The organism is Priestia sp. 179-F W1.4 NHS, assembly GCF_045369295.1.
Taxonomy (GTDB): Bacteria; Bacillota; Bacilli; order Bacillales; family Bacillaceae_H; genus Priestia; species Priestia zanthoxyli.
In genome coordinates this window covers 222037-236815 of sequence record NZ_JBIQFF010000003.1, presented here as the reverse complement: position 1 = coordinate 236815, position 14779 = coordinate 222037, and the positions used below count along the sequence as shown (strand labels likewise).

The window sequence follows — 14779 nt, the reverse complement described above, 5'->3', positions numbered from 1 at the left end:
TAGTCTGCTATTGTTCTATCATGCACTGTTTCCTTTAAAAAGTCTTTATCATTGTAAAGAACCCTGACACACAGACTGATTATTACGTCAGTTAATGTAACTGAATTATCCGATTTTTTCATTCGCCATTTTGTCTAAACTTTTCTTTTTCATTTGGTCACTTTCACTAACTGAAAAGAGATGGAGACATAACTAAATCAACGGACGAACAAATTGGATAAATGAAACCTACCTCCACTCTAACCATAAAAAGATCCGAACGAGTTTGATTCTCCATCAAGAATCAAACTCGTTCGGATCTTCCTTCAACTAATTTTGTCACAGTCTCTTTTAACTCTTTTTTACTTTTTGTGACATTGGCAACCTTACTGTAAATGTACTTCCTTTTTCTTGTTCACTTTCTACATCAATTTTGCCTTTATGTGTTTCTACGATCCATTTAGCGATTGCTAGGCCTAGCCCGTGACCTCCCATTTGACGGGATCGGGATTTATCAGCACGATAAAAGCGGTCGAAGATTCGATCCTTTTCGTCGGGATGAATTCCAACCCCTGTATCACGTACTTTTAATGTACATTCACTCCCGTGCTGAACCACTTGAATGTTTACACTTCCATGAGGAGTCGTATATTTAATCGCATTGTCTAACAAAATGTAAATCAGCTGAGTGAGACGCTCTTGATCTCCAGTTACAACTAATTTTTCAGGCGTATCCAGCTGCAAATCAATATGTTTAGAAATCGCTAGAGTTTCAACCGATTCCATTACCTTTTGTACCGCATCTGTAATATCAAATGGCATCATTGCTTTTTCTACTTTATTAGAGTCTGAGCGTGCAAGCGTAAGTAAATCACTGACGAGACTCGTCATCCGCTTCACTTCAGCTTTCATATTATTAATTAATTTTTTAGAGAAGGGATCTTCTGTTACTTCCTCCTGCATTTCTAAAGCGTTGATAGAAGAAAGCATAACGCTAAGCGGTGTCCTTAGCTCATGGGATGCATCCGCCACAAATTCTTTTTGCTTTTGGAAAGCTGTTTCAATTGGGACCATGGCACGTTTTGACATTAAGCGGCTGATATAAATGGCTACTCCTACAAACAGTACCGTAAGGCTCAGCATAATAATGAGGAGCCACTTTAACAGCTGATAAAGAAACGAAACGTCTTTTCCAATATAAAGCATCCCTAAAAATTGGCCTTTATAAAAAATAGGTTCCCCCGCCATCATTAAATCAATATCTATTTTGCCTTCTCCGTTTTGCCCTTTTACTCCTTCGATGTGCTCAAAACTAGGACGCGGGGCTTTTATTCGTTCTTTTCGCACTTCGTTTTCAATAGGGATCCATCCATCAATTAAATCTAACAAGTTAGAGCGAAGACGCTCACTCGCTTCGTTGCCCATAATAAGGTCCCCTTCAGGACTGATGACATAATAAAAAAACTGGTCTTCACCGGCTACGACAATGTTTTTATACTCTTCTTTCGACTGTTGATTCGAACTGTTTACCGCTTGTTTAATTAAGATGCTTTGGACAATTCGAGACTCTTGTTTTAACATGCTATTTAAGTTTTGCTGCTGACTATTGGATACAACCACATATACCAATGCATAAACAATAAATACGAATAAAAGCAGAAACAGCATTAGCAATGCGCTGTATCGGAATGTTAAACGATTTTGCGTCTGGCTGAATAAATCTTGCTTTACTTTTTGTTTTACTTTCTGTTTAGCCCTCGTAAGAAGTTTAGCTTTCAATTTTGTAGCCTACTCCGCGAATGCTTTGAATAAGATCTTGTTTGTTAAATTTCTCTAGTTTTTTTCGCAAAAGTTTAACCGTCGCATCAATCGTTTTAATCGAAACATCTGATTCATATCCCCATACCCTGTCTAAAATAATATCCCGTGAAAGAACTTGTCCTTTGTTTTTTACTAAAAAATCTAGCAGTTGAAATTCACGAGGACTTAATTGAATAAACTCCTCGTCAAACTGCACGGTTTGACTTGCTCTTTTTAATATCATGCTGGCAATCTCTACTTCTTCTTCTAAAATTGGTGCATAATTACGACGAGCCAAAGCGCGAAGCCTTGCAAGCAGCTCGTCAATTTCAAATGGCTTAATAACGTAATCATCCGCTCCCGCATCTAAGCCTTGTATACGATCTTGAACCGCATCTTTTGCTGTTAACATAAGAATGGCCCCGGCGTATCCTTCTTTTCTTAGACGTTTACATACATCGATTCCGTCTCCATTGGGCATCATCCAGTCAAGAATTAACACATCATAATGTGCTTCAGATGCATAGTCATATGCATCATTCCCTTCCGTCACCCATTCGACGTTATAGCCTCCTTTTTTCTTCAGCATATAACTAACTAATTCACCTAGCTGCAAATCATCTTCTGCTAGCAGTACGTTCATTCTGCGTAACTCCTTCCTTCGTTTGATACATTTCCCTGCATCCTTTTGTTTACTTTATTATACAAAAAGAATCAGCAGAAACAAGCTGCCTCTACTGATCTCTTTTCATTTTAATTTTCCCTACCTGTATTAAGAACGAGAGCAAACTGCTGTTCAGCCGTTCGCGTCTTTTGTACTTTTATGAATGACTAACGATTTGATTTGAATATGAAGGATTTGATCCATTAACAGTTTCTGTGACCTTTACAACACGCCGGCATATTTCAGCTCGTACACCTCTGTGCTTCAATTGTTCGACGATTTTTTCTAATTTGCTATAAGACGCTGTTTGTTTCATATCCATCCCCTCATTTCGTTAAGGTATTATTTATGAATCAAGTTTGTTTGTAATATCATACTTTTTCTTTAGCTTTTGTAACCATGTTGGATACTCTGTTTGGTATTTTTGATCAAGCAGCGTTTGCTTGATTTTTGCTTTGCTGTTTTCATATGTTGCTTTTTGCGCTTCTTTTTTGCCTGTTACTTTAATAATATGGTAACCGTATTCTGTTTTAACAGGATCACTTACTTCATTTACCTTCATTGAAAATGCTTTGTTGGCAAAAGCTTCGACCATATCGCCTTTTTTGAAGTATCCAAGGTTTCCGCCATCTGATTTAGAAGCTGTATCCGTTGAATATTCTTTTGCTAGCTTTGCAAAATCTTCTCCTTTATCAAGCTTTTCCTTTACTTCTTTTGCTGTTTTTTCGTCTGCTACTAAGATATGACTAGCTTTTACCTGTGCTTCTGTAGCTAGTGAATCTTTATTTTGATTAAAGTACGATTTCATTTCACTATCTTTAATATTAATAGTCGACTCGACCATTTTTTTTGCTTCAATATTCGTCTTTAAATCTTTTTTCAGCTCTGACAATTTTACACCGCTAGATGCTAATGCTTGATTTAGTGCATCTTCTCCACCGTACTGACTTTTAAGGTTTTCTAATTCAGCATTAATTTCTTTATCGGTTACTTTAATATTTTGTTTAGCTGCTTCTTTTGAAATGACTTTTTGTTCGATTAGTGAATCAAGGACGCTTGATCCTCCTTGAGCAAGAAGAGCATCATACAGCTGATCTTTTGTGATCTTTTCATCACCAACGGTAGCAACTACCTTTGATTTATTCATTGCTACGGCACCAATAGCTACTGCAGCAATAATGACAACGGCTGCGATAATCATAATTATTTTGTTTTTAGACATCATTAAACTCCTTTTCCATTTCTCATTACTTACCTAAACTTAAACTTTTGCGCGTTGGTAACGGTTTAAGCTCAATTAAAGGCCTTGCAATCGTAGATACGTATTTACTCGACAACAGCCACGCCACTCCACAAGCTCCAATCAAAAGAATGCTGTATCCTTGTACACTTTCTATCCAGTCTCCAAAAGAAGATAAGCGAATATATTTAATCAGAAATCCATGTAGCAAATACACATAAAAGGTTTGAGCACCTCGAGATGTAAAAGACATCGTCTGTGTAGGGATCAAAGCTAAAAAGGAAACCGTCATTGCTAAGCTGATGCTATAAAATAGTGTACGAATGATCATTCCCTCTACTTGATTTACACCTAAGGAGGCATAAGATTTTGAACCAAATAGCCACTCCTTCTCAAAATCCGGTGCTACGTACTGGATCCACAGAGCAATAATGAGCAATGTGCCTCCAGCTATTTTCTTACAAGAAACAGACGTCAACTTTTTAAAATGTTCTTTTTTCATATAAAACCCTGCTAAGAAGAAGGGGAAGAATACAAATGTTCTAGAAAGACTTAACGTTGTTTCTAGCGGTTCGCATAAGCCAATCATAATTCCTAAAACTGCCGCGACGGCTAAAGGATATTTGATCTTTGTAAAAATGAACAGCATCGCATTCCAACAAAATAAACTTAGTAAAAACCACAGTGACCAAGCTGGCTGAAATACTGAAACTTCAAATGACGATTCATCATACAGTTTATAATCATATACCGCATAGATAAGTTGAAAGATAATATAAGGAAGTAATACTTTCTTCGCCATCTTCCACATATATCCTTTCTTTCGGTATCCCTTTGCAAAATATCCGCTTATTAAAATAAACGCTGGCATATGAAAAGTATAAATAAATATGTAGAGTGTTCGTAACCACTGTTCATCATTAATGAAGGGAGTTAACAAATGGCCAAACACTACCAGTACAATTAAGATAAATTTCACGTTATCAAAATACGCATCCCGCTTAGCCATTTGACTTCCTCCTTTCTTTTACGTTCTATGGATTTGTATGACGTGCTGCTGCGAATATCTTTTCTTTACATCCCTTACTATACATAGTGAAAATGAAAAAACAGTGAAAACTTTTCTTTTTTCTATTTTTAAATAAGGCGCCGCTAAATAAGTTTGACAAATGGCGCCTCTTTCTCTACTATATAGATACGCACCCTATCCAATTCAATTTCGCTTGTTGCGGGACACTTAACCAGTACGGATGGATAGGGTGTTTTTGTATGCAAAAAAAAGCAGAAGACCTAGGTCTTCTGCTTTTTATTTTGCTATAGGCTGACTGTCATCTTTTCCGTTTTCTTTTTTACTTTTTAAATAATAAAACAGATAACAAAAAAGGACAAACGGGATACCGCAGTATAATGCGATACGCTGACTCTTATCAAAAGCAAGTCCTACACAAGCAGCAAAGCATAAAACGAATGCTAAGATAGGAACGAGAGGATATAAAGGAGCTTTGTAAACAAGCTTTGATACATCATTTCCTTCTTTAATATAGCGTCTTCTGAACATAAAATGAGAAGCTGCAATAGCCATCCATACGGCTACCACTGCAAATCCAGAAATAGAAACTAATACTAAGTAAACAGTAGTTGGTGCAACCACGCTTGACAGCAAGGACAGACAAGCCACTCCCATGCTGATAAGCAACGAATTAAATGGAACTCCTTTAGACGTTACTTTCCCTAACCAGCTGCTAACCATTTTTTGATCGGATAATGACCAGAGCATTCTCGAGCATGCATATAAGCCTGCATTAGCGTTTGATAGTAAAGCTGTTAAAATAACCAAGTTCATAATATCTGCTGCATAAGGAATACCTATTTGATCAAACACCGTCACAAAAGGACTTTCTAACACTCCTGCTTGTTTCCATGAGATCAACCCAGATAGTACAAACATGGCGCCGATAAAGAAGAAGAATGTACGCCAAATGATATTTTTAATGGCTCGAGGTATGTTCTTTTCTGGATCTTCTGTTTCTCCCGCCGTAATACCAATTAATTCTGTTCCTGAAAAAGCAAAACTTACGGAAACCATCGTAATTAATACAGGCATAAGTCCATTTGGAAATAAACCGCCCTCTCCTGTAAAATGAGAAAGCATCGGCGCTTTTTCATGACCGCTAAGGGGAATGAATCCAAACATCGCTGCTGCGCCTAAAATAATAAATACAATAATCGTTAATACTTTAATACTTGAAAACCAAAATTCTGTTTCGCCGAAAAAACGTACAGATGTTGCATTTAAACCAAATAATAAAAGAGCAAACAGCGCGCTCCATATCCAAACCGAAACGTCAGGAAACCATCTTTGCATAAGCAGCCCAGACGCTGTAAACTCCGAACCGACAGATACTACCCAAGTCAGCCAGTAGAGCCAACCCACCGCAAAACCAGTTCCCGGCCCTATAAACTTTGTAGCGTATACTTGAAATGATCCTGACACAGGCATTGCTACGCTTAGTTCCCCTAGACATATCATGACTAAATACATAATTAATCCACCGATTAAATAAGCAAGGAGCGTTCCCCCAGGACCTGCTGCATTAATTGTATAGCCAGAATTAAGAAACAACCCCGTACCGATAACACCGCCAAGGGAAATCATAAATAAATGACGGCTTTTCATTTTTCTTTGTAACTGATTCATAGATGTTGTATTCTCACCCATTATGTACCTCCTTTTTATAGTAAACCTATCCAAAAACTTGGTTTTTTTACATATTCTCTATAGTCTCTTCTCTTCAGGAATAGGCTCTATTTCTTCGATATGTACGAATTTTGTATATTGTATACAATATACACTTCTTAAATCTTTTTACGATTATATCATTTTTCAGATTTTTTACAACAATGAATAGTAAAAAATATTTCAATAATTCTATTTTTTTATATTCTAACTAAGATTAAATGAAGTGATATGATATGATTATTTTTACACCTGTACGTTCTTTCTTGCTATTTTTATACTCTTTCATCACCATGACATGAAGAGAAAGAACGGCTGATGCGATATTTATTTTAGGGGGAAACAATGAACAAGGGGCCTATGATTTATCATTCATTAAAAGATCATGTATATAACTACATAGCAAGTCAAATTCAAGAAGGTAAACTGCTGCCTAACGACAAAATAAATGAAGCCAGTATTTGTTCTCAGCTGAATGTCAGCCGAACGCCTGTAAGAGAAGCGCTTATTAAATTAGCTTCAGACAACCTATTAGAATACAGACCGCGCAGAGGGTTTACTGTAAAGGAAATTGATACACACAAAAAACTAGAAGTGTTTGAAATCGTCGGTGCTTTAGATGGTCTGGCAGCTGCCTTGTCGATTGATCACTTAACTGAAGAAGATTTTACGAAGATGGATGAGCTTATTAAAAAAATCGATGTTTCGATTGAATCAGAAAATTATCAGGATTATCAAAAATATCAAACGTATTTTCATCGAGTATATTTGAACCGATGCGATAATGTGACCTTAAAAGAACAGCTTATGTCTTTACAAGATGGATTCATCAGACAAACGTACTTTAGCGATGACAAAAAAGAGCTATACGCCATTTTACGCGTAATGAATGAACATCACCGCCATATTCTAAAACTTCTGCAGCAGAAAAAAAAGGCGGATGTTCAGCTTTACCTTCAAAATGTTCACTGGAAAATCGAATACCCAGAAATGATTTGATCAAAAAGAACTCGAGACATGACTAAATCAATTCGATCAACAGCTAGAAGAAACGAAATACATGAAACCTACGTTTATCATACCAGTGAAAAAATCCGAACGAAGTTGATTCTTCATTAAGAATCTCAATTCATCGTTCGGATTTTTCTTCAACTAAAACTCTTTTATTTTGCTATAGCAGAACGCTGTTTTTCTTCTTTTACGTACCAAATGAATTTCCCTGTATATCCGTAAACAATCGCCAAAATAATAGAGACAAAACTGAGCCACATAAACGGCAGATAAGCGAATGTAGAAATCCCAAGCGTTGTAGCTAGAAATACACCGTTATCCGTCCACGGAACCATTCCAGAAGTTAAGGTTCCCCCTACTTCTGAGTTACGGGCAAGCACTAGACGCTGTATTCTTAACTTATCGTAACTTTTCTCCATAATTTTCGGTGTTAAAATTAATGAAACATACATCGCACAACCAAATATATTTCCTAATAATCCAACGAAAATAGTAGAAGCCGTAACGTTTCCTGAATTGACAAGAATTTTTTCAAATTTAGATAGCAGGACTTCTAAGACGCCGAGCTCATCTAATAACCCGCCAAATCCTAGTCCAAAAATAATGACAATAATAGAACCGACCATGCTTAAAATTCCGCCACGATTTAATAGCTCACTTAAAAATGTGTTGTCGGTATTAATTTTAAATCCTTCATAAGCCGTATTAAATGCGCTCGCCACATCCATATGTTGAAAGACAACTGCCCATATAATTCCTAATAATGAACCAACCGCAATTGCTGGAAGAGAAGGTTTCTTTAATGCTAAAAGGACAATGACAGCCAAAGCCGGAATCAGCATCCACCCGCTGATGTGAAATGTATCCAACAGCGAAGATTTTAATTCTTCTACCCGTCCAGCATCAAAATCTTTTCCCCCATACATAAACCCTGTTACCGTAAATAATACTGCCGTAATGAGATAAGCAGGAATATCCAATACTAACATTGCTTTTACGTGATCGATAACGTTCACTCGGGCCATTGACGCAGATAAAATGGTACTATCAGAAAGAGGAGAAAGCTTGTCTCCAAAATAAGCTCCTGAAATCACGGCTCCAGCTACTAAAGGAAGCGGCATACCTAAGCCTTGTCCGATTCCCATCATCGCGATTCCGGCTGTACCAACCGTTCCCCAAGATGTTCCTGTTGAAATCGAGGTAATAGAGCAAATGATCAGTGTAGCAAGTAAAAAGAATGTTGGATTAATAAACTCTAATCCAAAATAAATAAGAGAAGGAACAACTCCTCCGGCAATCCATGTTCCAATTAACGTACCGACGGCTAATAAAATTAAAATAGCTTCTAAGCCGTTTGATATTCCTCTTGTAATGGCCCCTTGCAGCTGATTATACATATACCCAAGTCGTACTCCTAGCGCCATAACAATAAACCATGAAATAAATAAAGCGAGCTGAATAGGTAAATCAAAAACAGTTGCAAACGAAATAACAACAGCTAAAAATAAAGCAAGCACAATCATTATTTCCCACATAGATGGTAAACGGGTTGTGTTCAAACTAGCTCCTCCTAAACTGGTATGTAGATTCTGGAATGTGGTATCGTTTAAGAGCAAAACGTCCTTATTTTTTAATTGTTCCTCTTACTGCTCCAACGTATGTATTTCTATGAGTACTTAAACAATAAACTGCATCTTTTTAAGAACATAAAATAAGGATACTCGCGTAAACAATAAGCCATCTTTCTTTTATCCAGTGGTCATAATACCATAAGAGTGTGCTTTCTTACAAGACTCGTTATAAAGCGCTTTCTGTTTGTTTATACATTTTAATATATAAATATATTTTCATTTATTTTATTCAACGAAAAGAGGAAAGTAACATGAAAGAATATGCAACGTTTGCAGGAGGATGCTTTTGGTGCATGGTCGCTCCTTTTGATCAGCTTACAGGCATCATTAGTATCCGCTCGGGCTACGCTAGAGATGAACAAATCGCTTCTGAAGCTAAACAGGAAAGCGAGTACGTAGAGGCCGTGCAAATTGTATGGGATCCTTCTCAAATTACGTTTGAAGAGCTGCTTAACCTGTATTGGCAGCAAATTGACCCTACGGATTCCGCCAGACAGTTTTCAGACCGCGGACCATCGTATCGAGCCATTATTTTTTATCATAACGAAAAGCAAAAAGAAGTGGCTCTCGATTCTAAAAGAAAGCTCGCCCAAAGCGGACGTTTTAAGAACCCTATCGTCACACCTATTTTACCTTTTTCTTCTTTTTACGAAGCAGAAGAACAGCAGCAGGATTATTATCGAAAAAATGCATTTCACTATAAATTATACAAAGAAGGCTCGGGGCGAACTGATTTTCTGACGCAGCATTGGCCCAAGGACCGCTCTTACCTTAAAAAGTTCCTAACGCCTATGCAATATTTTGTTACGCAGGAAAACGGAACCGAACCCCCTTTTACAAATTTATATTGGAATAACAAAAAAAAAGGAATTTACGTTGACCTTCTAACTGGAGAAGCACTGTTCAAAACGTCAGATCAGCTTCCTTCTCATACAGGCTGGCCCATTTTTAAGCGTCCTATCTTATACGGAAACATAAAAAAAGTGCCGGCTCAGCATTCAACAGCGCTAAAAAGCAAAGAAGGAGATAACTATCTTGGTTTACTTTTAACAGAAGAAAACAGCGAATACTATCAAGTAAATTCTGCGGCTCTTCGCTTTATTCCAAAAGAGAAGCTTAAAGAAGAAGGTTATGAAGATTTTTTAATTTTGTTTTGATGCCTATACTTTCTTAAACGGGTAAAAATAAGCAGTTACTTTCTTTGCATAGTGTACAGTTAAATTATGATAGTCCGCCGGACGCAAAAAAGGCTGAGTGATAGAATCATCTCTTATTTCACACTCTCCTTTTTGCAGCTCCCAAGGATCATGATAAAGGTCTCCTCTGTAGACATTTCCTTGATGAGTGGTAAATAAGCAATAGCGCTCTGTAAGCCAATGAGCTAATTCTCCTTTTCTACTGCGATAGGACGGAGAAGTACCTCTATATGTAAGCTTTACTCGCTCTTTTTTTGAGTCTCTGTGCGTTCGAACTGACTGAAAAGAAATATAGTTCTGAGTTTTGTTGAATGTCATAGCAGCGTGGTAATAAGGCAAGTGAAAAAACTGACGAGCAATCCATACTCCTAGTGGATTGCTTGCGTCTAAACTAAAAAAATAAACGCCTTTTTCCCCTTTATATGTAACATAGGTACGCACATTTAGCTCATATAGCCGTGAAAAGATGGGCACGGCGGGCGTTCCTTTGAATCGAATGTCTGTCATCGTAAAAGGCACAAGCGCAATCCACGCTTGACCATTATAGGTGTCAGGCTCTAACTGACTCGGCAATAAAGAAGCCAAAAATGCCGGATCTACAGGCCAATGAATAAACAGTAAATCTTTCCACGTTTGTTTCATTATCCAATTATTTTTCACTTCTTGGTCCCTCCTTTTTCTAGATGTTCTTTTCCATTAATTCAGCGGCTGCCGATTTGCCTGACAAATATGCGCTCTCTAACCGTGAGTGATTCGTCTCGTCTTCCCTTCTTAAAAAAGCATCTCCTGCCACCAGTAGCGACGGCATAATTTTAGCAAAGGGCTGATGAAGAACTTGTTCAACCTCTGCATAGCGCCATTTCTTTATCTGGATGCTTTTAATATGATTTGCACCTATCCATTCTTTTATTTCATTTTTTATCATCGGCAGCAACTCACGTTCATGTTCATCAACATGTTTTTCTGACCAGTCTTTATTCATATATATGCTAAGAACGGGCGTCTTTGATATTCCTTTTTGCTCATGATTAATGATTCTTTGGATTGTGCCAGATGGATTCGTGAGTTGACCATGATCACCAAACAGCGTCTCTGTGTAAAGCTCCACGATAGCAACCAAGCAAGGACTGAATTTCAGTGTTTTAAGAATAGATTGGTCCACCTGTAACCTGCTGTTATTAAGCATCTCAATAACCTGAGGAGACGGCGGTGTAAGAATGATATCAGTAGCTTCAAAAATCTCATTTTCTTCTGTATATAACTGATACCTTCCGTTTTGAAAATCAATGGCTTGAACTTTTCGATTTACATATACGCGTAGATCTTCAGCTAAATATTTAGCTAGCGCATTCATGCCATTCGGACTTTGATACCGAGGGTGATGGTCACCAAACCACTTCTTAACCTTTCTATCACCTATCCATTTATTTACGTCTTGTTGAAATTCATCGGATCTCACTGTAAAAAATTGAGCTCCGTGATCTGCTTTTCCATCCCCTACTCGTCGGGTAGCCATTCGTCCCCCTACACTTTTGCCCTTATCAAGAAGAAAGACCTCTATTCCCTCTTTTTGCAATTCAGCCGCTGCTGTAAGGCCCGTCATTCCAGCACCTACTATGCCTACTCGTCTCATTTTTTCCTCCTTATTTAACGCATTTATTTACAGTATAAAAAAAGCGGAATGATTGAGCTAATTTAAACTGTCTTTTTCATTTACCTTTGCTCCTGCTTGTCTCAAAAAAATAGTCTACGATTCCTTTCATCTGAGTATACTTGTCGTATACAAATATATCTTTACCTGCTAGCACGTCTATAAATAGGAGGACTGTCACATGATGCTCTATGATATTAAGCACAAAGTATATTACGAAGTATTTAATACAGCTCGCCCTAAAATGAAGGACGCTCACCAAGGACGAAGCTGGGGATATGTTTATAAAAATCTCAATGGACAACCTACCAAGTTTTGGATTGACTTTACGCACGGACGTTTTATGTACTTTCAAGTTGAAGGCAAGTGGTATCGCGTGCAATATTTGCAGTCCAATGATAAGAAAAAAACAGCAGATGTCTTTAAAGGCGCTCTCATTGATTTGATTTTAGATGGAATGGACCTCAAGTTAGTACGAGGAAACTTTGAAAAGAGAAGACTCTTAGCTTTATAACACATAGAAAAACAGCCGTAAAAGCAGGACTGCTTTTACGGCTGTTTAATTGTACGAGGAGTAATCAATATTTCAACCCTTCTATTTTTCGCTTGCCCCTCTGCTGTATTGTTAGATGTCACCGGTTTGAACTCTCCAAATCCTTTTGCACTGAACATGCTTGGATTAAGCTTATCGTTTTTTAAGATAACTTTCATAAAGTTAACTGCTCTCATCACGCTTAACTCCCAGTTGGATTCAAAACCAGCGTTGCGAATAGGTACGTTATCGGTGTGGCCGCTAATAATAATATTACGAGGAGGATCAATCACCAAAAGCTCTGAAATATCATTTGCGATTTTTGTATCTTCACTCCGCACTTGTGCTCTTCCCGAATCAAACAATACATTGTCTCGAATGGAAATTAAGAGACCTTCCTCGGTTAGCGAAGTCTGTAATTGATTTGTTAAGTTTTTCTTTTGAATATACGCATTAATTTTAGATTGAATTTGCTGAAGCTCTTCTTGATCAGCTTCTCGAATGGTTTGCTCCTTTTGTTCGCTCGTTAACGATTGTGAAGAAGCAGGAGACTGATTGGGAGCTGTCTCTACTTCATTTGTTTTTTCCGTACTTTTAGCTGCAGGAGTATTTGAAGGCTGAACCGCTTCTTCAGATTCCTGCAGAGATTGAAATTCCATCACGCCCGTTCCTCCAACGAACGCTTCATTAAATGCGCGGGAAAGGTTCTTAAATTTTTGCGCATCCACTGAGCTCATTGCAAACAATACAATGAATAAAGCAAGTAAAAGTGTAAGCAAATCTGAGTAAGGAAGCAGCCAGCTTTCGTCAACATGGTCCTCTTCATGCTTTCGTTTTCTGCGTCTACTCATTTGTGCCCACTTCGCTTTCTTGAAGAAGCTTTTTACGTTCCGCTGTTGGCAAATAGGAAGCCAGCTTTTGCTCAATTACTTTCGGTGTTTCTCCTTCTAGAAGTGAAAGCACTCCTTCGATCATCATATACTTTACCTTTACTTCATGTTTCGATTTACGCTTCAGTTTATTTGCAAACGGATGCCATAGTACATACCCAGTAAAAATACCAAGAAGCGTAGCAACAAACGCCGCGCTGATCGCATGTCCTAGCGTATCCGTATCTTCCATGTTCCCAAGCGCAGCAATTAACCCTATAACAGCTCCAAGTACACCCAGAGTTGGAGCATATGTACCTGCTAAAGCGAAAATACTTGCACCCGTTTGATGTCTCTCTTCCATAGCATCAATTTCTTCAGACAACACGTCTCGTATATAATCCGCACTTTGACCATCAATAGCTAAATTCAAACCATTTTTTAAGAAAGGGTCATCTACATCAATAATTTGGGCTTCAAGTGATAGTAACCCTTCTTTTCGAACAACTTGTCCCCATTCTGAAAACATGGATACTAAATCAACGGGCTGCAGCATTTTTTGTTCTTTAAACAGGACACCAAACAGTTTTGGGACTCTTTTGATTTCATTTGAAGGAAATGCAATCACTACTGCTCCGACGGTTCCGACAATAATAATTAAAATAGCAGCCGGATTTCCTAACACAGATGGATTAACCCCTTTGAAAAACATGCCTACAATAAGAGAGGCTATTCCTAAAATCAGTCCAATAAAAGATGTTTTATCCATATGTAATTCTCCTATCCTTAACTTCCTGTTCTTTCTTTTTGTGTATTTTATCCTCATCTTTTATTTCGACTATTTCATAGAATTTTTAAGCTTTTTATGAATCATATTTACAATTACATCTTTTCTCTATTATAAAAACACTTTTTTCAACTTTTCATACAGAATATCTGAAGGTCCAGCTATAATCGCTACAATTTGATTTTCCACATAAATAGCAGCCGTCATCTTATTATCAATATCAGCTAAAATTGCAAACCCGACGTTAATATTCAACTTTACTCACCTCTGTAACGTTGTTGTTTATTCAACATATAAAAAGAGCAGTCTTACCATTTATTTTTCCGTGTTTTATTGACATTTGTAAATTTTATATTAAGATTATGTAAATAAGTTGACAAAATGGAGGTGATATTATGCTACTAGAAAAATACTGTAAAGACACTGATTTAATGATTATCCAGTTTACAATCGAACTAACAAAAGATATTCACGCTAAAATCTCCGCACGTACTTTATTTTATGAAGAACAGGTGATACGTTATGCTGAAAAAAGAATACGTTCTTTCTTACATCCTCTTTCCCTTAAACATACGCTAAAATTTGTCTATCAATCTGAAATACTACAAACCATTCTATTCAAATTAAAACCAACTTTTGAACAGCAGCACGTACTGCGCTGTATTTCATCTTAAAAAGGAGT

16 protein-coding genes are annotated in these 14779 nt (G+C 37.4%); 4 read left to right on the top strand and 12 right to left on the bottom strand.

Annotated elements, in window-relative coordinates:
* Positions 1-330: 330 nt before the first annotated feature.
* The 6 genes from ACH0CI_RS16400 to ACH0CI_RS16375 all read right to left on the bottom strand — a co-directional run bounded on the left by ACH0CI_RS16400 (position 331) and on the right by ACH0CI_RS16375 (position 6402).
* Positions 331-1758: a sensor histidine kinase gene (locus ACH0CI_RS16400; protein WP_028413600.1), complete on the bottom strand. Its 1428-nt coding sequence runs from the start codon at positions 1756-1758 to the stop codon at positions 331-333.
* A complete protein-coding gene (locus tag ACH0CI_RS16395; RefSeq protein ID WP_028413601.1) occupies positions 1748-2422 on the bottom strand; it encodes a response regulator transcription factor in 675 nt (224 codons plus the stop codon). Before ACH0CI_RS16395 ends, ACH0CI_RS16400 begins: the two co-directional genes overlap by 11 nt.
* Positions 2423-2600: 178 nt before the next feature.
* A complete protein-coding gene (locus ACH0CI_RS16390; RefSeq protein ID WP_155017217.1) occupies positions 2601-2759 on the bottom strand; it encodes a hypothetical protein in 159 nt (52 codons plus the stop codon).
* 30 nt (positions 2760-2789) lie between these two features.
* Positions 2790-3665, bottom strand: a complete 876-nt coding sequence (locus ACH0CI_RS16385; protein WP_048021256.1) for a peptidylprolyl isomerase — start codon at positions 3663-3665, stop codon at positions 2790-2792.
* Positions 3666-3690: 25 nt separating this feature from the next.
* Positions 3691-4692: an acyltransferase family protein gene (locus ACH0CI_RS16380; protein WP_033578795.1), complete on the bottom strand. Its 1002-nt coding sequence runs from the start codon at positions 4690-4692 to the stop codon at positions 3691-3693.
* A 297-nt stretch (positions 4693-4989) separates the two neighbouring features.
* Positions 4990-6402 (bottom strand): amino acid permease, encoded by a 1413-nt coding sequence (locus tag ACH0CI_RS16375; RefSeq protein ID WP_034269273.1) that lies wholly within the window; start codon positions 6400-6402, stop codon positions 4990-4992.
* A gap of 363 nt (positions 6403-6765) precedes the next feature.
* On the opposite strand from ACH0CI_RS16375, the gene ACH0CI_RS16370 reads away from it, so the two are divergent.
* The gene (locus ACH0CI_RS16370; RefSeq protein ID WP_335706900.1) at positions 6766-7419 is read left to right on the top strand and encodes a GntR family transcriptional regulator; all 654 of its coding nucleotides are present in this window, start codon (positions 6766-6768) and stop codon (positions 7417-7419) included.
* Positions 7420-7583: 164 nt separating this feature from the next.
* Here ACH0CI_RS16370 and nhaC read toward each other — a convergent pair whose 3' ends face one another.
* Positions 7584-8990 (bottom strand): Na+/H+ antiporter NhaC, encoded by a 1407-nt coding sequence (nhaC, locus tag ACH0CI_RS16365; RefSeq protein WP_406901897.1) that lies wholly within the window; start codon positions 8988-8990, stop codon positions 7584-7586.
* A 323-nt stretch (positions 8991-9313) separates the two neighbouring features.
* Between nhaC and msrA the strand changes: the two genes are divergently transcribed.
* Positions 9314-10219 (top strand): peptide-methionine (S)-S-oxide reductase MsrA, encoded by a 906-nt coding sequence (gene msrA / locus ACH0CI_RS16360; protein ID WP_406901896.1) that lies wholly within the window; start codon positions 9314-9316, stop codon positions 10217-10219.
* Positions 10220-10222: 3 nt separating this feature from the next.
* Here the strand turns inward: msrA and ACH0CI_RS16355 are convergent, their stop codons facing one another.
* Positions 10223-10918 (bottom strand): YqjF family protein, encoded by a 696-nt coding sequence (locus ACH0CI_RS16355; protein WP_028413608.1) that lies wholly within the window; start codon positions 10916-10918, stop codon positions 10223-10225.
* 19 nt (positions 10919-10937) lie between these two features.
* On the bottom strand, positions 10938-11891 hold the full coding sequence (locus tag ACH0CI_RS16350) for an NAD(P)/FAD-dependent oxidoreductase (RefSeq protein WP_176344157.1): 954 nt from the start codon (positions 11889-11891) through the stop codon (positions 10938-10940).
* 199 nt (positions 11892-12090) lie between these two features.
* Here ACH0CI_RS16350 and ACH0CI_RS16345 point away from each other — a divergent pair, with 199 nt between their 5' ends.
* A complete protein-coding gene (locus ACH0CI_RS16345) occupies positions 12091-12423 on the top strand; it encodes a hypothetical protein (protein ID WP_033578790.1) in 333 nt (110 codons plus the stop codon).
* Between the two features lie 35 nt (positions 12424-12458).
* Here ACH0CI_RS16345 and motB read toward each other — a convergent pair whose 3' ends face one another.
* The 3 genes from motB to ACH0CI_RS16330 all read right to left on the bottom strand — a co-directional run bounded on the left by motB (position 12459) and on the right by ACH0CI_RS16330 (position 14352).
* Positions 12459-13292, bottom strand: a complete 834-nt coding sequence (gene motB / locus ACH0CI_RS16340) for a flagellar motor protein MotB (protein ID WP_025752068.1) — start codon at positions 13290-13292, stop codon at positions 12459-12461.
* Positions 13285-14079, bottom strand: coding sequence for a flagellar motor stator protein MotA (gene motA / locus ACH0CI_RS16335; protein WP_033578789.1), 795 nt, complete (start codon positions 14077-14079; stop codon positions 13285-13287). The genes motB and motA overlap by 8 nt, the downstream gene beginning before the upstream one ends.
* A gap of 129 nt (positions 14080-14208) precedes the next feature.
* The gene (locus tag ACH0CI_RS16330; protein WP_014460421.1) at positions 14209-14352 is read right to left on the bottom strand and encodes a hypothetical protein; all 144 of its coding nucleotides are present in this window, start codon (positions 14350-14352) and stop codon (positions 14209-14211) included.
* 140 nt (positions 14353-14492) lie between these two features.
* On the opposite strand from ACH0CI_RS16330, the gene ACH0CI_RS16325 reads away from it, so the two are divergent.
* Complete coding sequence (locus ACH0CI_RS16325) at positions 14493-14771, top strand: hypothetical protein (protein ID WP_014460422.1); 279 nt, start codon at positions 14493-14495, stop codon at positions 14769-14771.
* Positions 14772-14779: the final 8 nt, after the last annotated feature.